Origin of the sequence: Peribacillus sp. NJ11, from assembly GCF_030348405.1 — a bacterium.
GTDB lineage: Bacteria > Bacillota > Bacilli > Bacillales > DSM-1321 > Peribacillus.
The window spans coordinates 4,049,575-4,069,499 of record NZ_JAUCFO010000001.1 but is presented as its reverse complement, the minus strand read 5'-3'; the positions used below and the strand labels follow the sequence as shown (position 1 = coordinate 4,069,499).

General features: G+C 38.2%; 18 protein-coding genes and 1 pseudogene. 9 read left to right on the top strand and 10 right to left on the bottom strand.

Going from position 1 to position 19,925, the window contains the following annotated elements:
- Positions 1 to 138 precede the first annotated feature (138 nt).
- A pseudogene (locus QUF86_RS19990) lies at positions 139 to 464 on the bottom strand (YnfA family protein).
- Positions 465 to 724: 260 nt separating this feature from the next.
- Between QUF86_RS19990 and QUF86_RS19985 the strand changes: the two are divergent.
- The gene (locus QUF86_RS19985; protein WP_289335361.1) at positions 725 to 1,678 is read left to right on the top strand and encodes a DMT family transporter; all 954 of its coding nucleotides are present in this window, start codon (positions 725 to 727) and stop codon (positions 1,676 to 1,678) included.
- A gap of 36 nt (positions 1,679 to 1,714) precedes the next feature.
- Here QUF86_RS19985 and QUF86_RS19980 read toward each other — a convergent pair whose 3' ends face one another.
- The gene (locus QUF86_RS19980) at positions 1,715 to 2,803 is read right to left on the bottom strand and encodes an MBL fold metallo-hydrolase (RefSeq protein ID WP_289335360.1); all 1,089 of its coding nucleotides are present in this window, start codon (positions 2,801 to 2,803) and stop codon (positions 1,715 to 1,717) included.
- A 285-nt stretch (positions 2,804 to 3,088) separates the two neighbouring features.
- Here QUF86_RS19980 and QUF86_RS19975 point away from each other — a divergent pair, with 285 nt between their 5' ends.
- Together QUF86_RS19975 and QUF86_RS19970 are read left to right on the top strand one after the other, a co-directional pair.
- Entirely contained in the window at positions 3,089 to 3,850 is a 762-nt protein-coding gene (locus tag QUF86_RS19975) for a type II toxin-antitoxin system SpoIISA family toxin (RefSeq protein WP_289316478.1), read from the top strand.
- The gene (locus tag QUF86_RS19970) at positions 3,851 to 4,030 is read left to right on the top strand and encodes a hypothetical protein (protein ID WP_289316477.1); all 180 of its coding nucleotides are present in this window, start codon (positions 3,851 to 3,853) and stop codon (positions 4,028 to 4,030) included.
- Between the two features lie 284 nt (positions 4,031 to 4,314).
- Here the strand turns inward: QUF86_RS19970 and QUF86_RS19965 are convergent, their stop codons facing one another.
- The gene (locus QUF86_RS19965; protein WP_289335359.1) at positions 4,315 to 5,274 is read right to left on the bottom strand and encodes a sensor domain-containing diguanylate cyclase; all 960 of its coding nucleotides are present in this window, start codon (positions 5,272 to 5,274) and stop codon (positions 4,315 to 4,317) included.
- A 600-nt stretch (positions 5,275 to 5,874) separates the two neighbouring features.
- On the opposite strand from QUF86_RS19965, the gene QUF86_RS19960 reads away from it, so the two are divergent.
- Positions 5,875 to 8,445 carry a DEAD/DEAH box helicase gene (locus tag QUF86_RS19960; RefSeq protein ID WP_289335357.1) on the top strand — a complete coding sequence of 857 codons (2,571 nt, stop codon included), beginning with the start codon at positions 5,875 to 5,877 and terminating at the stop codon, positions 8,443 to 8,445.
- Between the two features lie 85 nt (positions 8,446 to 8,530).
- Here QUF86_RS19960 and QUF86_RS19955 read toward each other — a convergent pair whose 3' ends face one another.
- Positions 8,531 to 8,737, bottom strand: coding sequence for a YqaE/Pmp3 family membrane protein (locus QUF86_RS19955; protein WP_289318383.1), 207 nt, complete (start codon positions 8,735 to 8,737; stop codon positions 8,531 to 8,533).
- Between the two features lie 305 nt (positions 8,738 to 9,042).
- On the opposite strand from QUF86_RS19955, the gene QUF86_RS19950 reads away from it, so the two are divergent.
- Positions 9,043 to 9,720: a hypothetical protein gene (locus QUF86_RS19950; RefSeq protein WP_289335356.1), complete on the top strand. Its 678-nt coding sequence runs from the start codon at positions 9,043 to 9,045 to the stop codon at positions 9,718 to 9,720.
- 106 nt (positions 9,721 to 9,826) lie between these two features.
- Here the strand turns inward: QUF86_RS19950 and QUF86_RS19945 are convergent, their stop codons facing one another.
- Positions 9,827 to 10,141, bottom strand: coding sequence for a hypothetical protein (locus QUF86_RS19945; RefSeq protein WP_289316473.1), 315 nt, complete (start codon positions 10,139 to 10,141; stop codon positions 9,827 to 9,829).
- Positions 10,142 to 10,548: 407 nt separating this feature from the next.
- Here QUF86_RS19945 and QUF86_RS19940 point away from each other — a divergent pair, with 407 nt between their 5' ends.
- Both QUF86_RS19940 and QUF86_RS19935 read left to right on the top strand, forming a co-directional pair.
- Positions 10,549 to 10,935 carry a DUF948 domain-containing protein gene (locus tag QUF86_RS19940; RefSeq protein WP_289335355.1) on the top strand — a complete coding sequence of 129 codons (387 nt, stop codon included), beginning with the start codon at positions 10,549 to 10,551 and terminating at the stop codon, positions 10,933 to 10,935.
- 96 nt (positions 10,936 to 11,031) lie between these two features.
- Entirely contained in the window at positions 11,032 to 11,397 is a 366-nt protein-coding gene (locus QUF86_RS19935) for a DUF948 domain-containing protein (RefSeq protein ID WP_289316471.1), read from the top strand.
- 204 nt (positions 11,398 to 11,601) lie between these two features.
- Here the strand turns inward: QUF86_RS19935 and QUF86_RS19930 are convergent, their stop codons facing one another.
- The gene (locus tag QUF86_RS19930) at positions 11,602 to 11,793 is read right to left on the bottom strand and encodes a DUF3934 family protein (protein WP_289316470.1); all 192 of its coding nucleotides are present in this window, start codon (positions 11,791 to 11,793) and stop codon (positions 11,602 to 11,604) included.
- A 261-nt stretch (positions 11,794 to 12,054) separates the two neighbouring features.
- A complete protein-coding gene (locus QUF86_RS19925) occupies positions 12,055 to 13,386 on the bottom strand; it encodes a polysaccharide biosynthesis protein (RefSeq protein ID WP_289335354.1) in 1,332 nt (443 codons plus the stop codon).
- 402 nt (positions 13,387 to 13,788) lie between these two features.
- Between QUF86_RS19925 and QUF86_RS19920 the strand changes: the two genes are divergently transcribed.
- Positions 13,789 to 14,055, top strand: a complete 267-nt coding sequence (locus QUF86_RS19920) for a hypothetical protein (RefSeq protein ID WP_289316467.1) — start codon at positions 13,789 to 13,791, stop codon at positions 14,053 to 14,055.
- Positions 14,056 to 14,467: 412 nt separating this feature from the next.
- Here the strand turns inward: QUF86_RS19920 and QUF86_RS19915 are convergent, their stop codons facing one another.
- From QUF86_RS19915 to QUF86_RS19905, 3 genes are all read right to left on the bottom strand, one after another.
- A complete protein-coding gene (locus tag QUF86_RS19915) occupies positions 14,468 to 15,904 on the bottom strand; it encodes an amino acid permease (protein ID WP_289335353.1) in 1,437 nt (478 codons plus the stop codon).
- A gap of 388 nt (positions 15,905 to 16,292) precedes the next feature.
- Complete coding sequence (rocF, locus tag QUF86_RS19910) at positions 16,293 to 17,246, bottom strand: arginase (protein ID WP_289316465.1); 954 nt, start codon at positions 17,244 to 17,246, stop codon at positions 16,293 to 16,295.
- Positions 17,247 to 17,935: 689 nt separating this feature from the next.
- Positions 17,936 to 18,667 (bottom strand): hypothetical protein, encoded by a 732-nt coding sequence (locus tag QUF86_RS19905; protein ID WP_289335351.1) that lies wholly within the window; start codon positions 18,665 to 18,667, stop codon positions 17,936 to 17,938.
- A 215-nt stretch (positions 18,668 to 18,882) separates the two neighbouring features.
- Between QUF86_RS19905 and QUF86_RS19900 the strand changes: the two genes are divergently transcribed.
- Positions 18,883 to 19,767 carry a hypothetical protein gene (locus QUF86_RS19900; protein ID WP_289335350.1) on the top strand — a complete coding sequence of 295 codons (885 nt, stop codon included), beginning with the start codon at positions 18,883 to 18,885 and terminating at the stop codon, positions 19,765 to 19,767.
- Positions 19,768 to 19,925: the final 158 nt, after the last annotated feature.

Here is a 19,925-nt window from a genome sequence, read left to right as displayed (position 1 = left end):
TTGGCAGACAGGCGGCGGAAATGGAGCGGGGTTCTGAAAAGCTGGAACGTTTTTTAAATTAAAAAAACTGCAGGCTAACTCGCTTTTCTTTGAGTTTGTCTACAGTCTGATTAAAGGGCATAAGGCCCTTTAATTTTTTTACTGTCTAGGTCCCCATATCATGATTGAAACCCCAGCTAACAGATTACTGCTCCAATCCAATCATATAAATCAGGAGTTTTCTTATCAATGCCCCATCCCCATAAAACCGATAAAACAATGAAAACCCCGCCATATGCAGCATATACACGTCCAAAAGTAGGGAACGTTTGGAAAGTTGCAATGATACCGTATAATACCAACCCGAAACCTCCGGCTAAACCAAGATAAATGGATTTACCCTCCCTTAACCAAAGCCAAATAAGGTAGCCACCACCAATTTCCGCCAATCCTGCCATAAGGAATATTACTGTAGTAACTAACATATATGTATACCTCGCTTCCTCGTTGAAATTTTACCATATTTGAAACTGTACATGATCATACTTAACGGTGTTCTTAATCTATATCTTATGAAAAAAAGTGATAACCGCATGAACGTTAACTGCAGCATTTTAATTCATTTAATTCAAAGGAGGAATTTATGCCAACTTTATCTTTTAACTCTAACTTGGGTTGCAATACAGATGCAAAGGGTACTATACCTAAAAAGGAAATATAGTAATCTAGTTAAGGAGTTGCATCCATGAAATCCCGAACTTTTGCATACATGTTAGCCATCTTTCATGCAAGTATTGTCGGCCTATCTTTCTTATTCACCAAAATGGCCATTGCAGAATCGAATCCGCTTGATACTTTGGCGTTCCGATTCACCGTTTCTTTCGTCATCATTTTATTCCTTGTCGCCGTTAAAGTCATTAAAGTGAACTATTCCTGGGAGTCGGTTAAAAATCTGGTTCCGCTATCCTTGTTATTCCCAACTCTTTTCTTTGCTTTTCAAACTTTCGGACTTAAGTATTCACAATCCACAGATGCTGGAATTCTATCTGCAGTCACTCCAATTCTAACATTGATGATAGCTGGATATTTCCTGAAGGAGAAAACATCTTTATATCAAAAGCTTTCGATTATCTTGTCTGTAATTGGGGTCATTTTTATTTTCGTGGTGAAAGGGAGTACGATCAATTTTTCTGACATGCTTGGGATGGTGTTGATCTTGCTATCCTGTATTGCAACGGCATGTTATACAACGATGACCCGTTCACTTGCCAAGGATTTTACACCTGGTGAAATGTCCTTTTTCATGATGGGAACAGGATTTGTCATTTTTAACGTGGCCGCAATTTTCACCCATCTAAAACAAGGAACGATGCCGGGATTTTTTACACCATGGTCGAGTATGGAATTCATCAGTTCCATTTTGTATCTGGGAATATTGGCTTCATTGGTCACTTCGTTATTATCCAATACGATTTTATCAAAGATCAAAGCGTCCCAAATGAGCGTATTTGCAAATCTTTCCACAGTTGTCACGATTGCTGCAGGAGCTCTCATTCTTGATGAAAAGATTACGATCTACGATATATTGGGGTCGATACTAATCATTTTAGGTGTAATAGGCACGAATTATTTTGGCGGGAAGAAAGAGCATTCGATAAAAGTGAATCTTGAATATAAAGGGGAACAAAGTGCGAAATGAATAAAAATGGTCCATCCCATTCGGGAAGGACCATTTTTATTTCCACCATTTTGTTTGAGGGAAATCTGCTGTCCCAATCATTACTGGCTCGCCTAGTTGAGGTGTGCAGACCTGTACGGCATGATCATTGGCCGCTTTTGTTACCCGTTCTATCGGGTCTGTCCAGTCATGAAAAGACAATGTGAAACCTGCCCAATGAATGGGGATCATCAGTTTTCCTTCTACATCGATGTGTGCTTGAACAGTTTCTTCAGGCATCATATGGATGGTTGACCAACGCTCATCATATTGGCCGCATTCCATTAAAGTTAAATCAAAAGGACCGTATTTTTCGCCGATTTCTTTAAAGTGGCCACCATATCCACTGTCGCCGCTGAAAAATACCTTTTCTTGTTTGCCATTAATTACCCAAGAACACCAAAGTGTCGTATTGCCATCGCTTAAACTTCTTCCAGAAAAATGCCTTGCAGGCGTACAAACAAATTGCAACTCTTTGAATGAAACTTCATCCCACCAATTATGTTCCTGAATCAGTTCTTTTTTCACGCCCCACCTTTCAAGATGTCCACCGACACCGAGTGGAACAATGAACTGACCGACCTTATCTTTTAACTTCTTTATTGAGAAATAATCCAAATGATCGTAGTGGTCATGTGAGAGTAAGACGGCATCGATAGGAGGCAGCAAATCCAAATCGATAGGCAACTCCCCGCTAAAGCGCTTGTTTCCAAACCAAGGAAAGGGAGTGGGGGCTTTTCCAAACATTGGATCCACTAAAATGGTTTTACCATCCAACTCCAACATGAATGCAGAATGACCAAACCAGGTGATTTTATTGGAATTCACAGATGATGCAGGTTCTTTTGCTCCTATTACGATTGGATGGTCGGGCCTCCTTTTTGGATTGCCTTTTATGTAATCCCTTAAAATGGAACCAGTATGTTTAAGGCTCATCGCTTGACCAGCAGGAATCTGATTGAGGAATTTACCCTTGGCAAAATTCTCTTTTGTAGTGAATCTTCTCACTTTTTCTTTGTTTGTCCGCCTCCCTAGCGGAGGATAGAGGTTAAGGAAAAGTAACAATAATATAAAAAAAGAAATGATGATCTTAATAATTTTCAGCATGAATATGTTCCTCCCGTATTAATCAGACCTTTTCGTTAACTTATCATATCACAGAATATATAAGGTTATTTAATGCGATGTCCCTCAATGGAAATGATATGGATTTACCCTTCAGGTCTATAGATGTGAACCGATGATTCATTAACTCGAAACTCACTTTGGGAGTCAAGTGAAAACTCATCGACAGTGGCTAAGTTTCGCACGCCCTAGGCAGGGAATAGAGGTATATATAATGAATAATATAGAGTACGGAATAAGAAATGTAGCAGCAGGATGAAGGGTAGGGTGATAAATCGATTGTTAATGTTTTTCAGAGTCTTTGTATGGGTAGTATTTTTTGCTTTATTGGCTTATGTCATTCTTTCTTGGAAATATAAAGACAAGGTAACGAAAAGGATTGAAGCGATTCGAAAAACCTGGTATGTCATTTTTATACTGGGAGCATTGATTTATTGGAATTTCTATCCGATGAGTATATTTAATGAGTGGAAAAATTTTTTGATTATGGCTATCGTATTTATCCTGATTGATATGTTTGTGTTCTTGAGCATGTATATATCCAAAATTGGCGATAACGAACTGTCCTATGCAACAAGAGCTGTTGCGGAAAGTGACAAACTTTTAACGGATAATAGGGAAAAGGTCAAGAATATGTTTCATCTCCTAAAGAAAGAAGGGATTCCTGAGTATTATCAAACGAATAAGGAATACTTGGCTTATTTGAGCATTCTCCTTCAAGCTTATGCAGCAAAGGAAGGGATGGACGTGAAAATTCTTCCTTTCAAAACGGAACAGGACAAGCAATTGGTGATAAATGGGCATCCGAACTTGAATGGCAGTACCATTCGTGCTACATTGGAAAGAGAAGATACGTATTATAATGATGAAGAGAAAATGGCTCTGCAGCCTGTAAGCATTTTGATGGAACCCTATATCCTTGACGTGAAATCAGAAAGCTTCGTTTCAGAAGTCGATTGTTTATTAATAGCATTATTAATCATGATGTTCGATATGGTCATAAAACATAACCCAGGTGGTGAAGGATAAATGAGCATTTATGATAAAGCTGGCAGCGAAGTGTCAGTTGCCGTAATCAAACCACAGGTGAAAATACCCGATGTAGGATTAAGTCCCCATACTAAAAAGGTGATGAAACAGAACGAACGCATTATCCTGAAACAAAAAGAAAAAGCTGATCGCTTCAGCCGGTTAAAAAATGTTTTATAAGAAACGGGGCAGGGGTTTTTCCTTTGCCTGATGATATTTAATGGAAAACCCGCATATACTATTCAAAATTAAAGAATAGGAAGGGTCTTTCAGAATATGAACAAAAAACCCGAGAGAGTCAACATCCCGGCCCCCTCCGCTTCACCATCCGAGAAACGGATACATAAGGGAAATGCTGATCTGCTCAAGCTTTTGCAAAGGTTGAAAGCTAAACGTTGGATTTTTTTAAGGTGAAAGAAAGCCAGTCTCTTAAGGAGAACTGGTTTTTTTGAATTTTCGGAAAATCATAGCGGGTGGTAGTATTGAATATTCTTACGACCAGATTCTTTAGCCTTATACATCGTACGATCCGCTTTTGTCAAAAGTGACTCCATTTCCGTACCATTATGTGGATAAAAGCTTATCCCTATGCTAGCCGATACAAATTGATCATTTCCATTAATTTGAATGGGCATGGTGGATAAATGGTTCAATAATAATTCAGCGCTTTGCTGTGTGCTTTTCATTAAATTCTCACAATGAGATGGATGTAATAATACAATGAATTCATCTCCACCGATTCTAGCCACATGACTGTCACCGGGTACGGTTTGCAAAAGACATCCAGCTGCCTGTTTAATAACCTCGTCACCAGCATCATGACCAAAGGAATCATTGAAAAATTTAAAATGGTCAAGATCGATGTAAAGAATGGCCATTTCATCGTTTTGTTTATCCTTTTGATAATCAAAATAATTATAGATGAAGTGCCTATTATAAAGACCTGTCAAAGGATCCCTGATAATTCCATTTTCAAGAATGATGGTTTGACTAATCAAAGCTGCCAAAGACTTAATGAGTATCAGATCATACTCTTTAAAATCATAGGGTTTAATGTCGAATGCACATAATGTACCAATGATTTCACCCTCATTTATAAGGGGGGCCCCCATAAAACAACCGTTCCCAATAAACTTCGTCGCAGGGTGTCCACTAGTCAAATCATGTTCCTTTAAATTCGGGATAACGAGTGGTTCCAAGCCATTCTCAACAACTAATTTGCAATAAACCATATTATAAGGAATGATGTCACCTTCACAAATTAACTTTGCATTTCTATTGAAGGATTTGATTATAAAACTCTGTATGGGATTCAATATCGAAAGGAAGAATGTATTCACATCAATGCTTTGAGCTAATAGTGTTAACACTTCTTTAGCGATTGAGTCCAAATTTTTATAATAATTGATATCTTGCTGAATCATTTTAAAGGCTCCTCTTTTATCTATAGTCTTTTTAGGTTTCCGGAAGTTATTTCTCATATTGAACTAGAAAGACACTAAAGCGGAATTTGAATACCGTGACAGTCGTCCGGATTTCCACTAAACTCAATTAAGAGGTGGGATTCGTTTTATTTTGTAATCGAGAAGTAGCCGATCGTGTAATGGGCTGTTTTCCATTTTTCTTGGTTCAGTATGAATGTCAGTCAGTTAAAAATTGCCCTTTACCTTAATATCGGCTTTCTTTTAATATCATTAATTTTCATTCGTCTGATGACCATAGCTAAATCGTGGATTTTTTCTGAATGCGGGATAGACTTCACTTTCTTAAAGTCGATAATCAGTCTATCTAATATCTATTATACTGTACGTGAAATGGTAAGAGTACCTTAAACGTACATACTTGGAATTAACCCGAGCGCGTCCAGAGGTCATGCAGCTTGGCATTTCTGCTCTTTATCATGATTAACGAAACACATGGATTATATAGATAAAACGAATGTATCTCGCTCATTTAAAACAATGTTTTGGAGAGGATAATAGGTAAGAATAAGTACATAACGGATAATTCAAAAGGGGATTATTATGGGAAAATTAGAAAGTATATATCCTATTGCTATAGAGAATACAAAGGAAAAAATAATCCAGGATATGGATTTTTATTTGGAGAATCAAGATTCAATGCCTTCATATGCAACATATTTATCTGACAGGACGTCTTTTATTGAGCAAATTTGGATTAATGTTTGGTTAAATAAAGCATCAAACGATGTGCCGAGAAAGGAAAAAAAGGTGTTTCTTAGCGAAAGGGGATTTGTTACGGAAGGCTCAGATCATAAGCTGATCAATAGCATGTTCCGGAATGAATTAAAGAAGTATCGCCCATTTGATGCCTTGTCGTGGATTAAAAAATCCTTTGCTGAAAATCCAGATGATTGGGAGAAGAGATATAAAAATGCGAGGGAAAACTTCTTTAAACGACAAGAAGAACAGCGGATAGCTAAGCAGCGTTGGAAGATACGCGTAAGGCTGCAAGAAGAGGCCAATACATTTTTTGAAAAAAACTCACTTCTTTTGTATTTACATGTCAGGTATCATATTGCGGGAATTTTGGCAGCGGATCTTAATAATAAGCCTAAATTCCAATATGTCGATCCATACTTGCTTGAAGAACAATTGGTTGAAGAAGGGGGATTTCAACCTAACGAATACCTAATGGTCACCGACTTTTTGGAAGAGCTGACAGGGGATATTCACACGTTACTCGATTGGGGAAAAAACCATTATGAATATGAAAATTATTTTTACCGGTATGAAAGGTTAGTTTCGGATTTCATTATGAAATTAGCAACAAAAAAATACTTGAACCATTTACCTGTAGCACTGCATCATGATTTTTTGGAGTCATATGGTGAGAGACTGAAGGTTGAAGCCCTTCAAGGTATACTACGGGATGAATTGACTGATTTGTCACAGGCCTGTTTTGATGAACTTCAGGAAGAATACCTTTCTGATTTACTGAACCTCGAAGGTATACCTTTTGATGAAACATTGCACGAAGAAATATTTGAAAAGGACGAGGCGAACAGAGAAAGAAGAAAAGCTGAAGTATTGGCAGAGGAAGCAAAAAAGCGGGCTGAAGAGCAAAGGATGATTGATGACATCATAGGTAAGGCCTATACTCCATCATTAGGGAAAAAGGTTAGGTATGTTTTGCATATCGGAGAGACTAATACCGGGAAGACTCATAAGGCCCTACAAAAAATGAAGGAAGCGGAGAGCGGTTTGTATCTAGCTCCCCTAAGACTGCTGGCCCTCGAAGTGTTTGATAAATTAAATGCGGATGGTGTTCCTTGCTCATTAAAAACCGGTGAAGAAGAAAAGGCAGTTGCGGGTGCCAATCATGTCTCGAGCACCGTTGAAATGTTTCATGAAAAGGACTACCATGAAGTAATCGTTATAGATGAAGCCCAAATGATAGCCGATAAAGATCGAGGCTTTTCGTGGTTTCGGGCAATCACTCAAGCAAATGCGAAAGAGGTCCATATCATCGGAAGCAAGAATATCAAAATGATGCTTCTGAACCTTCTGAATGAGGCAGATTTAGAACTCCACGAATACAGACGGGAAATACCGCTTGAGGTAGAACAAAGGGAATTTGGATTGAAGTATACCAAAAAAGGGGATGCCCTCATTTGTTTTTCGAGAAGGCAGGTACTGGAAACCGCGTCCCGTCTAAAAGAGAGTGGGCATAATGTCAGCATGATATACGGCAGTATGCCTCCAGAAAATAGAAAACGGCAAATAGAGTTATTCAATCGCGGTGAAACATCAGTTGTCGTTGCCACAGATGCGATTGGGATGGGATTGAACTTGCCAATCCGCCGCATCGTGTTTCTTGAAAATGAAAAATTCGATGGGACACGAAGAAGAAGATTGACTTCTCAAGAAATCAAACAGATCGCAGGGCGGGCGGGTAGAAAAGGTATTTACGACACTGGCAAGGTAGCATTTACAGCAGAGGTTAAAATCATGAATAAGTTGCTGGAACAAATGGATGAACCAGTTCAAACCTTCACCATTGCCCCAACCTCTGCTGTATTTGAACGTTTTCAAAAATATTACCGGAACATGGGAACATTTTTCGAAATGTGGGAAAGGTTCGAGCCTCCTAAAGGCACGAAAAAGGCGTCTCTATCGGAAGAAAGGGAGCTTTACGAGCTGATACGGGATACTGAAATCGAAGTGCGTTTTTCCTTAATGGATTTATATGGTTTCCTGCATATTCCTTTTTCAGCCAAGGAACCAAGTCTGATCAGGCAGTGGCTGGAAACGGTCGAAGCGATTGCCGAGGGCAGTGATCTTCCTGAACCGATCATCAAGACTAGAAACCTGGAGGAATTGGAGCTTTCTTATAAAGCGATAGGGCTTCATTTATTATTCTTGTATCGGATGGGCAAGAGGACCGAAGCTGTTTATTGGGAGCGTATCCGTGAAGAAATCAGTGATGGCGTTCATGATCAGTTAAAAGATGAAATGTTGAATTATCAAAAAAAATGCAAGCGCTGTGGAAAAAGGTTGCCGAATGACTCACGTTTTCAGATATGTGATGCATGTTACCATAAAGGGCCTAGGAAGTCGCACAGATTCAAGTAACGAATTCTTTCTGATGTTAAATAACCCAAATAACGTACACCTTTGGTGTACGTTATTTGGGTTAAAAGTGGTTGTATATATTCACTTAGTCATTTCGTTTCGATTTAGCAATAAGTGCTGCTTGCCGCTTCATTCGTTTATCAGCTTGTTTATCATGCACCACTAAGATGGCATGAATTAAACCGGGAACATAGAAAAATAGTGTGAGGATCAAGTTAAGCACAGCCTGAATAGGTTTACCCACTAATAATACGGCTAAGGGAGGGAAAATAATCGCGATTAAATATAGAATAATGAACACTCTCCATTTAAAAATTTCATCTGACCAGTTCCTTTTTGATTATTTACATGATATTCATTTAGATGATCCTTATATTCAAACACTAATACTTGCGTTGGTATCGCCTTGATAAATATATGCTTGAAGTCCCGATTCATACCCAACCGAGTGGCATTCTGTTTAAAGGGTATATTTTTCATCCAATTATAGCAGGAGTGGGATGGCTAAGAATTAGAAATTATCGTTTTGGCCGGTAGTGGGCAAAATAACGCCGTTTTTTATGTTAGAATAATCAGAAAACCAAAAGTGAAAGCGGGATGTTTATGAGAAAAAAGATAGGCTGTTTGCATGCACACTACACAAATATAGAATACATAGAAAAAGCATTCTCGAAATTTGATATTGAATGGCTTCATTTTGTAGATCCAGGAATGATGCACCGGGTGGCAACGGATAAAAAGTTTAAGTATTCGGATGCTCAAAAAACGGTTAAAGAAAAAGTTGAATGGATTGCTAATTGTAAAGTGGATGCCATCCTGATAACCTGTACGAACTACATCGCCTTTTTAAACGAAGAACAACTATCCTTACCCATGCCTATCATTAAAATCGATGAACCGTATTTTGAGCAGATTTGCCAATTGCAGCAGCCGCAAGTCATATTATTCACGAACCCTGCTACAGTTGAAGGAACAGTCAAACGTTTAAATGCCCATTCTGAAAAATATGGGGGTGTGGATTTTCAAGTTATCATCATCGACAATACCTTTGAATACATTATGCAGGGATTGGGTGAGAAATATAGCCAGGAAATCGTGAAGTTCCTGCATGACTTTAATAACGAAAATAAACTGCTGTCGGTTGCTCAACTATCAATGGTTGACGCAGCCAAGAGATATGAGTTTCAGACAGGAAGAGCAATTTTAAATCCATTGCAAGCATTAGTGGATTCAATGATCGATCAACTAAAACTAAGTTCATTGAACGGTATTTGAATCAGAAGGTTCCTGGTGCTTCATGAACGGCATGAACTTTATATTCAATAATGTATATAAAATGAAAGAAGAATTCCCTGTAGTTAATCCCCATGCAGGGATTTTTTTATTTTTCCTTTGTGCGAATTTGTTCACGGATGGTTTCAAGTTCTTCAAGGGATAGATCTGTCAGGGAATTTTTTATTTCTTCTTCGACCCTTTTTCGATCAAGCTCCCTATATTGGCTCCACCAATCCCGCAACCCTTCTGTGTTTTCAAGAAGATATTCTATATCGATTTCTTCTTGCTCATCATCTGATAAATATCTCATGACCGCACCTAATAATCGGTTGAGTTTGCCTAGTTCACTTTCCTTATCAGGTGAAGCAAGAGTATCTTTCTCTTCTGAATCATTTTTAGCTGAAACGTTCCGAGGTGTCATGGTATCCTCCTGTTTTTAATAGTAGTGTGCCTAAAAAGGGCGGATTTCAATGTATGATTTTGGTATTTTTAAAAATTTCATTTTTTAAATACTTTTGTAAGTGAGGACATCAATATGATTAATTATAATTCCAACATATACCTCGTTAGAATATATGTGTGTATCGTCACCCTTTAAAAGATTAAAAAAAGAATGGGTAAGTAGGGGTGAAGAATGGTGGGGGAAAAGGGGACCTCTTCCTACGCCTGTTCTAAATAAGAACAAATATCCGGACATTTACGAAAACAGACTGATGATTCTCCCCATATACGGTCTCATCCTTACTATAAATCATCTTATAGGATATAGAAGGATGGATGATGGAAGGACGAGTGCATAAATTTAAATGAAGGGAGTGGAGAAATGAAATGTTCATGAAATTAAGTGTGGCCAGTGTCTCCGGAGCTGTCGTGTATTTGATATATAATGTCAACCAGACGCTGCGTAAAGGAATGGGGACGCTCGAAGAAACAAATAAGACACTGGAAGAGGTTAGAAACGCAGTACATGGATTGACGCAGGAGTCCAAACAATTGATCCACTCTGCGAATCAAGTTACAGCAGATGTAAAAGGGAAGATGGAAAATGTCGATCCTTTACTAGAATCCGCCCAAGATGTTGGGGAAATGATTCATAATGTGACCAATTCCATGAAAGAAGCCAGCTTGGATGGCCGCCAAAAAAATGATTTATCCACTCCGACAGCTCCTTCAACTCAAACAGAAGCTGAGGGCATACAAATCAAAATCAAATAGTGCTATTGGTCATTTTAAAAAAACATGAACCCCGGGATCCACTAACATATTTGGATTAATCGTTTCTACTTTTAAATTTAGAGGGGGAGCTTCAACATGATTATTCAATATAGTGTGGCTGCAATCGCTTTAGCCTTCATTTGGTTGGTCGTTTTTTTGATCAGTACACTTCAAAAAGGAATGGCCACTATAGGAGAAGCCAATCAAACATTGGTTGAAGTGAGAAATGCCATCCACGATTTATCCGGAGAATCGAAACAACTGTTGCAAACCGCAAATGAAATCACCGACGATGTAAAAACTAAAATGAAAACGGTTGAACCTTTATTGGATTCTGCTCAGGATGTTGGTGAAGCGATACATTCAGTTACAGACTCTGTTAAAAAAGCCACTAACGGCTTCCGGACAGAGTTTACCCCGAAAAAAATCAATGCTATCAAACCCAAAAGCCAATTTAGATAAAAAGAACATAAAAAAAGTGAAAGACACTACCGGGATTGGGAGTGTCTTTTTTGATGGTATGTATAATAATAGCCGCATTCTTAGCATATATGGATATCGCCCATGAATATTATATCTATTAGACCCATCTCTCTCATACAGATTCCTTAACACCCTGTATGAGAATATGGAACAAATATTAATTTTTGGATTCAGAACAAGTTATTATTTTTCGGACTTGTCACCTGCAGGTTGGCCTGAAGTTTTTGATTCATTGGAATGTTTGACGCCTTTACTTACATATGGTTTTGCGCTTTTTTTCTTGTTGGCACCCGTTTTCCAACGATTCCAGCCCTTCTTGCCCGTACCTGTGCCCGTACCTTTACCCGTTCCACTCTTAGCCTTAGCTTTACTCATGAAATCACTCCATTACAATTGTATGGTTAGTATAAACCATTTTACTTGATTATTACCCAAGTATGTTGAAATATACAGGAACCAAGGTGATATGTACAGGGAAAGGCTCAAAATTTTTAATCCAAATCTTACAAACCAACAACAGCAAGGGATTTGCTGGATGGAACTTGTATATAATTGGTTTGCTGTGTTTCCTCAAAATAAAAATGAAAGTGAAATAAAGTAACTTTGTGCATCAGGGGGATGAACATGGTCTTTGCTTCACTTTATCGATATGGATCTCGATTTCGTCAGTAAAATGCTAATCCCAATCTTTTTGCAAATGGTCAAGTAGTGCATGAAAGTCAATAATACAGCGCCCGTATTCATTCCTAAAATGATGCCTCCCATATTAAGAGAAGCTTGAGACCCAAGGATATACATCATTAAAAATGCAACGATATGGGACCAAACTGTATGGATGAAGGCATCTTTCACTAAGCCCAGGCCGATGAGGTAGGCTTGCATTGGAATGACAAAAAAGTGAAAAAGGAAATAAGGACATAATAATTTTAAATAGTATGCGGCAGATGTTGAAGAAAAAAAGAGGGAGGTCAAAGGTTCCGCAAAGAAATAAATGAAGATCACGGCTGGAACTCCATACAATACGGTAAAAGACATCGATTTTTGCAATAAAACCCTCAATTTTTCCTTATCCTGTTTCTTGTAAGCATTCGAAACATTCGGAATGAGCATGATCATTAAGGAATGCGCGATAAAGGCCGGAAAGAAGCCGATTGTCATCGCAACCCCAGTGAGCATCCCAAAATGCTCTGTTGCCACGACCGCACCGAATCCTGCCGAGAGAAGTGCCGTATGGATCAAAAAAGGTTGAATGGCATTTGTTATGGCATGAAAGATCCTTAACCCCATGGTGGGCAGCGAAACCGCCAATAACTTTTGCCGTGCATGTTTACCGGTCGTTCGCGAGTTCGTACCGCGTTTCATGATTCGCATTTGAAGAATCAAAAGGTTGATCAAGTATAGAAAAACGAGGAACTCACTGCCAATTAAAACAAAAAAGGCCATCAAAAGTGACTTTTCCTGGTTAAAATGAAATAAGTTAAAGATGAGGAAAAGCAAACCAAATTGAATGATATCTTTCAAAAAGTTGGACAAAGCAATCTTCCCCATTTGCTGGACACCCATGAAATAACCTCTTGCAATCGATGAAAATGCAACGATTGGGATTAGTGTGATGAGCAGCCATTTAATATAGGGATGATATTTGTCCATTATTGATGAGAAGGAAAGTATGAAAGGCATGACCACACACATGACCAACACGATGACAGCCGCCATTTTAAGTGCATGAATGATAAGATTATAATGCATGGTCTGTTTATTTTCTGCGACGAATTTTGAAATGGAAATATGTAATTCAAGGCTGGCAATCACATATATTAAAAAGAAAATTGGCAATATGGACATATAAAGCCCCATGCCCTCTTCCTGTAATTCCCTGGCTAGGATCATGTTCACTAAAAATTCGATACATTCACCAAAAAACGCTGCGACAATCAAAATGAGCGTTCCCTTATAAAAAGACTTCATGTTGGCCCACTCCTAACAAGGTGTTTGTATAAAGATATGAGACATGCCCTGGAATATTCATAAGGAAGTCCATATTGCGGGGGTACATCATGCAGATATGGCTATGGATATACTGATTATGGAAGATGGAAAATTAAATCAAACAAGGATGGGAAATTGGATGAAATCGATTGGTTGAATGAAATTTCTTATGGAGATCATCATCAGAAGACATCATTCATGTCATGGTTTGTATTCATTTCTTGATTTTAGGTTTTTACACTGATAAAAAGAAGATAAGTCAGGTTCCCTTTTGGAAATTGTGTCGGATGAATCATGATCATGAAACATTAGCTGCTGCTTTGATTTTCACTTTGTAATTCATGCTTTATTTTGCTATCCTTTAGCAGAGGGGTGATCAATATGAAATTCACATCTATTAGTCAATCAAATATAGATGAATTGTGCATTGCGTTTGAAAGTTGTCTTACGAAACATGACATTACATTTAAGTATGTAGATATGACCGAAGAGAACGGTATCATATCGTTTATTTTTTGTAATGACCCGGAAAAGGCGAGATCGGTCGAATTGGAAAGTGAACGCTTCATCGGATTGGATACGGATTACATAGCCAAGGAAATTTTAGAGCCAATCCTGCCTAGATTAAAAGAATATGCACAAAAATAAAATCATCGATTAAGATGATTTTATTTTTGTGATGCTTGTTAAATGTCATAAGATTCATTCTTTAGCTTAATTCGAGCTGAATTATCCATGCGTTAAAACTGAAATGTAACTTCCTATTATATGCTTTTAATCATGGACCGGGTTATAATAATTTTTTTTGAGCAGAAGGGTATAGAATGGGGAACTGATAGGAATGATTGATGACTATCATTCGATTGCTACGCAGGTGATTAGGTTGGGAAAATTGAAATACCGAGATTAATAGTGGTTAAGTATAAAAAATACCCTGGGTGTGAAAACATCCAGGGTATTTCTTCTTTAATGTAGTGTCGCATACTTTCTATCGGAATCGAAGGATGAAAAGCGAATGCTTTTCATCGTTTTACTCTTTTCCGCAGCAATCTGGATAAAATTAAATGACCATTTTTTTACCGGCATTTAATTGGACTTCCTGTGTTGGAGTTTCTACTTTCTTGTTTTTCTTCACTTTAAAGTGATAAACCGCATAACAACCAAGGAAGAATGCTCCCCCGCAATAAAGGGCCATCCGCTGCTCAGGAACAAACGCCAGACTGATCATGACGATGCAGTTTGTTGTTAAAGCAAGAATTGGAATGAACGGGTATAGCGGTACTTTGAATTTCAGATTTTCTACCTTTCCTCCTTGGCGGGTATATGATCTCCTAAAAGCAAGAAGACAAGCCGATATGGCAATCCAGCCAATTTGTGCCCCTAATCCTGCAAGGGAGAGAAGAAAGACAAACACTGTTTTTGCAGCTACTACACTTGAAAGTAAAGACAAACCGGCAATTGCCAGGGTGATAAGCAAGGCATTAAGCGGAATCCCTCTCTTATTTACCAAACCGAGCTTCGGACTTGCCATTCCTTCCCTGGAGAGCGAGTAGAGCATACGTGTCGCAGCATAAAGACCGGAGTTTGCCACTGACAACAGTGCTGTAAGAATGATAAAGTTCATGATGTCAGCTGCATACGGAACTCCGATGCTATCTAGTACAACAACGAATGGACTTTCAGCAATTCCAGCTTTTTCCCTTGGAATCATCGCTGAGAGTACAGAGACAGAAAGAACAAAGAAGAAAAGGGTTCTCCAAACGGTTTGTTTGATGGATTTAGGTATGACCTTTTCCGGGTTTTCACTTTCACCAGCGGCAATTCCGATTAATTCCGTTCCTTGGAATGAAAAGTTCACTGTAATCATTGTGATTAGTAGGGCTGATATCCCATTAGGGAAAAGACCTTCACTGAAAAAGTTGGAGAAAAATGGAGCTTCTTGTCCACCTTTCATATCAATAAGACCAAACATAGCAGCACCGCCAACTATGATGAACAGAATGATGGCCAATACTTTTATGCTTGAAAAAACAAACTCCGATTCTCCAAATGCCTTTGCTGATAAGGCGTTTAGTGAAAATATGAGAAAAGCAAAGATTGCACACCACATCCATACTGGTGACTCAGGAAACCATCTTTGCATAAGCTGTCCTGCTGCCAGAAACTCCAAGGCAACTGTAACGGCCCAACCTAACCAGTAAAGCCATCCTATTGCAAAACCGGTTCCAGGACCGATGAATTTTGTCGCATATGTCTGAAACGAACCGGAAACAGGCATGGCAACTGATAGTTCACCTAAACAAAGCATCGTTAAGTACATAATGAAGCCGCCGACTATGTAGGAGAGGATAGCACCGATGGCCCCTGCTTCATGGATGGTATAGCCTGATCCAATGAAAAAGCCCGTACCAATACATCCCCCTATTGAAATCATAAATAAATGTCTTGCTTTCATGCTCCGTTTTAATTCATTTGGTTGATTTTCTGTTGTTTTCATTGAAAAACTCCTTTACCTGATGGGTGCAAACGGTTTCATTTATGTTTGGACGTTTTTAGGGAATTTGTGTGTTTTTTCATTCACAATTCTAAAAGCTTCGGTTTTGAATCTCAGGTGTTGTCGAATTCCCCCGGAAAAGAGATTACTTCTGCAATAAACATGAGTCAATAAACATAGGTACCTATGCAGAATTAATTTCGATAGCGTCGCTTAATAAAGAAAAGGAAGCCAAGCGTCAGGAAACTAGGGATGTAAATTGAATCATGTCGATCATCCGCCAATGGGGAGAGAAGCACCCTGATGAATTATGGACTTATTCCAATGGAGCATCCATGTAAAGAACTCTCTCTATAATTCTATCAATCACTGTCATCTCAATAGAGTTCGACTATTTTACTTCAGCCAGTAAACCAGGATTGATAAGGTGATCTTCCGCTCCATAAAGTAATTTTTCCCCAAGTAATGAGCCCATTAATGCGACAGCAACTTCAGCCGTTTTATTATGCTCGTCCAATATTGGGTTTATCTCTACAAACTCTGCAGATGTAATGATGTTAGCTTCAGCCAGCATTTCCATGGCAAGATGACTTTCACGGTAACTAATGCCTCCCATTACAGGCGTTCCTACCCCTGGTGCATCATCTGGATCAAGACCATCAAGATCAAGTGATAAATGTACAAGATCTGTTCGTTCTTTCAGATAAGCAATCGATTCTTCCATCACTCTTGTCATACCCATTCTATCAATCTCATGCATGGTAAAAACTTTAATTCCTTTTTCCTTGATTAACTCTTTCTCACCTTGGTCTAAGGAACGGGCACCAATAATGACAACATTCTCTGGTTTGATTTTTGGAGAATATCCGCCAATGTTAGTCAATGCAGGGTGGCCAAGGCCCAAACTTACTGCTAGGGACATACCATGTATATTTCCTGATGGGGAAGTTTCAGCTGTGTTTAAGTCGCCATGTGCATCATACCAAATTACCCCTAAGTTATCAGAATGCTTCGCTAAACCAGCTAATGTGCCGATAGCTATGCTGTGATCTCCCCCTAATACTAAAGGAAACCGATTTGATTGGATGACTTCATCCACTTTTTGACTCAATTTTTCATTACCTTCTGCTACATCCTGCAGATTCTTTAAATTTGTGTCGCTATCACTTTGTGCTCTTTCTTGTATTTCTACTTTAATATCACCTTCATCACGGACAGTATAGCCAATGTTTTCAAGTCTTTCACTCAATCCTGCATATCTAATGGCACTAGGCCCCATATCCACTCCTCTTCTAGTTTGACCAAGGTCCATTGGAACACCAATAATTGAAATTTCCTTCTTCATGTATAATTCCTCCTTCGATTTTTCTTCCCTAGTATAAGGGTAAAAGGATAGATGACTCAACTCGACATTTTTTTGAATATTTATACGATTGGGAAAAGGGTAAAAGTCTTGGGTAAAAATTCCTATTTTTGATGATTCATGAATATAGAATATTACCATGTAGGGTATAAGGGGAATTAAGAAAACTGCGATAAATACTTATAAAACCTGGAATTGTAAAGATTTTTATCCCAGGAATGGAAGTAATAGCGCTACCAATCAGAAATTTTCGCCAAGGATGATTCAGTAGGTATGAAATATAATTTACTAGATACATTTATTCAGGAAATGGGGCAGTTTCTTATATAAAACATGGAAGGATTGTTATTTTCATATAAAAAAATTTTTTTCTGACCAGAAAAACGGAGGGCTGTTCGCCAAACTGAGGTTACACGAGAAGCGAAACATTATCACATTTAGCCCAACACTGTCGGCAAATTCAATGTATTTTGGACATTTCCAGTATGGTTTTTGTCTGGTGGGCAATAGCATGAAAAAAAGACGATTGGAAAATCAAAGATATTTGCGACAAAAAAATAGGATAGTTTGGTAGAGAAAAACTTAGGGGGTGTTTCCAGAAACAAAAAAAGGTAAAGAGCAGCAGGCTATGAATGTTGCTCTTTACCTTTTTTTAAAACAATCTGAAGGTTTTAAAATGATTTACTCCATTCCTCATCTTCGAGAAGCACACCATTGGTGCTGATAAATTCTACAATCATATTTCCATGTTTAAGCACCCCATCTTTTTTTAGGGCAGTGATAATTTCAGTAAATCGGTCTTCATCTGCATCCTGTTTTTTACGTGAAAGGGTAATCCGAATGGTTGGGGCAACTTCGTAATCTTTATAGCTAGTTGCTTTATTTGGATCAATCTTTAATTCATTCCCGATCCTCTCATCAAAAACCAAGAGTAATTGATTCGAATCACCTATTTCTTCTTGAATCTCTTCCCAATCATCACTTTCAGCAATATCTCCCATATCCTTGGATATCAATACGTCCCCCAGTTCATTTTCTATATAAGGCCTTATTTCTTTTTCAGCATCATCTTGCCATTTATCAGATATGAATGTGTCCTCCATTTCCCCTGTTTCCTCATTAAAGAAAACTAAAAATTGAGTACCATATTTTTCATGTTTCACTTTAGCTGCATAGTCAAAATAGCCCCAGTTACCCATATTATCGTATAGGACATCATATATTTCCGTTCCATCTTCAAAGTTTTTCTCTAAGTATCGTTCAGCTTGTTGTTTAACCTTCTTTTCTTCATCAAGATCTGCTTTCATGCTCTGTGTGAATGAAAACACAAGTATCACGACACCGGTCAAGATAATTAAAAAAACACCTAGTAAAGTCAGTGAAATCTTTTTTGTTTTGCTCAAGGAACAGCCTCCTGTTATCTCTGCTTTCTTTCAATATTTCCCATATTCATTCTAACATTTGCCTAGCTTATTTAACTATTGAAATTTAGAAATCTGGCTTTAATTTAAGGAGCGAACCTTATCCAACTGCGAAATCAAAATGACCTGCCCTCTACAATATCGGGATACTTTGTTACAATAATTAAATGGATAGTACCCTAAAGGGAGAGATTTACTTGGAAACCTTTCAAAGAGAAATCAATCATAATCGAGAAGAATTCAGAAAGATGAGGTGGAAACAGCATCGTTTAAAAGTTACAGGGTTATTCGATGCCGCCTTTTCGAAAAGAGAGAATGTTGATAAAGTGGCGATTGTTGGTGCAGGCAATTGCGATGATTTGGATATTGAGTATCTGGCAACTAAATGCAACTCCATATATTTATTTGATATTGATATGGAAAGCATGGAAAAGGGTACTGAGAATTTGCCTGAACGGACTCGGGAAAAAATTCAACTTGTTGAAATCGATGTAACAGGCCTTGACAAAATGGGGTTTGATCACCACCTATCTTCCATGCTGAAGCGTGGTGAAAAGGCAGAGGGAATCATTCAGTATATAAAGGATACCGAGAATCGGTTAAGTCAGCTTTCTGACAGTATTTTTGCTGATTATCATAATGGTTTTGATATCGTGGCAACCTCCGCCATTTATACCCAACTTTTTTATAATTGGGCCAAGGAACTGCTTTCTGATTATGGTAAACAATATCAGAAAAGAGACGCAGAAGAGATAAAGAATGGATTTTTAGATCTTAGGGATGAGATAGTATGTACGTTGAATCACTCTATATCTAAATGTATCAAGCAAAATGGATTCTATATTACATGGACTGATATCTTAAAAATGGAACCCGAGTATATGGATACCATTAATGAAGGGCTGAATGCCATCTTTGCCTTAGCTTCAAACGTGGGTTATGGGGCAGCATTGATTGGGATAAAAACTTTTATTAAAGAAGTGGATAAAAGTGAATTATCCCTTCGATATTGGCTATGGGAATTTAATGCCAATAAACAGTATTTGACCATTGGCATTATTGGGAGATTGAATGGGTTGTAAAAAAAATGAAAAATGGAAAGGATAGGTAAGCATATCAGCGGCTGTGCCTATCCTTTTTTTGATTGGTGAAATTCCCCCTAAATTCTATCATTCCTTATCTAAAAAACGTGAGTAAATGGGGACTAAAAGTCATAAGAGGATAGACATAATCATATGAA

Excerpts from the sequence above, each read along its gene's own strand:
- QUF86_RS19925 (WP_289335354.1), bottom strand. The coding sequence starts at position 13,386 with ATGAAGTCTTTTTATAAGGGAACGCTCATTTTGATTGTCGCAGCGTTT.
- QUF86_RS19950 (WP_289335356.1), top strand. The coding sequence starts at position 9,043 with ATGTTTATGAGAAAAAAGATAGGCTGTTTGCATGCACACTACACAAAT.
- QUF86_RS19935 (WP_289316471.1), top strand. The coding sequence starts at position 11,032 with ATGATTATTCAATATAGTGTGGCTGCAATCGCTTTAGCCTTCATTTGG.
- QUF86_RS19980 (WP_289335360.1), bottom strand. The coding sequence starts at position 2,803 with ATGCTGAAAATTATTAAGATCATCATTTCTTTTTTTATATTATTGTTA.
- QUF86_RS19930 (WP_289316470.1), bottom strand. The coding sequence starts at position 11,793 with ATGAGTAAAGCTAAGGCTAAGAGTGGAACGGGTAAAGGTACGGGCACA.
- QUF86_RS19960 (WP_289335357.1), top strand. The coding sequence starts at position 5,875 with ATGGGAAAATTAGAAAGTATATATCCTATTGCTATAGAGAATACAAAG.
- QUF86_RS19915 (WP_289335353.1), bottom strand. The coding sequence starts at position 15,904 with ATGAAAACAACAGAAAATCAACCAAATGAATTAAAACGGAGCATGAAA.
- QUF86_RS19965 (WP_289335359.1), bottom strand. The coding sequence starts at position 5,274 with ATGATTCAGCAAGATATCAATTATTATAAAAATTTGGACTCAATCGCT.
- QUF86_RS19985 (WP_289335361.1), top strand. The coding sequence starts at position 725 with ATGAAATCCCGAACTTTTGCATACATGTTAGCCATCTTTCATGCAAGT.
- QUF86_RS19920 (WP_289316467.1), top strand. The coding sequence starts at position 13,789 with ATGAAATTCACATCTATTAGTCAATCAAATATAGATGAATTGTGCATT.
- rocF (WP_289316465.1), bottom strand. The coding sequence starts at position 17,246 with ATGAAGAAGGAAATTTCAATTATTGGTGTTCCAATGGACCTTGGTCAA.
- QUF86_RS19970 (WP_289316477.1), top strand. The coding sequence starts at position 3,851 with ATGAGCATTTATGATAAAGCTGGCAGCGAAGTGTCAGTTGCCGTAATC.
- QUF86_RS19940 (WP_289335355.1), top strand. The coding sequence starts at position 10,549 with ATGTTCATGAAATTAAGTGTGGCCAGTGTCTCCGGAGCTGTCGTGTAT.
- QUF86_RS19945 (WP_289316473.1), bottom strand. The coding sequence starts at position 10,141 with ATGACACCTCGGAACGTTTCAGCTAAAAATGATTCAGAAGAGAAAGAT.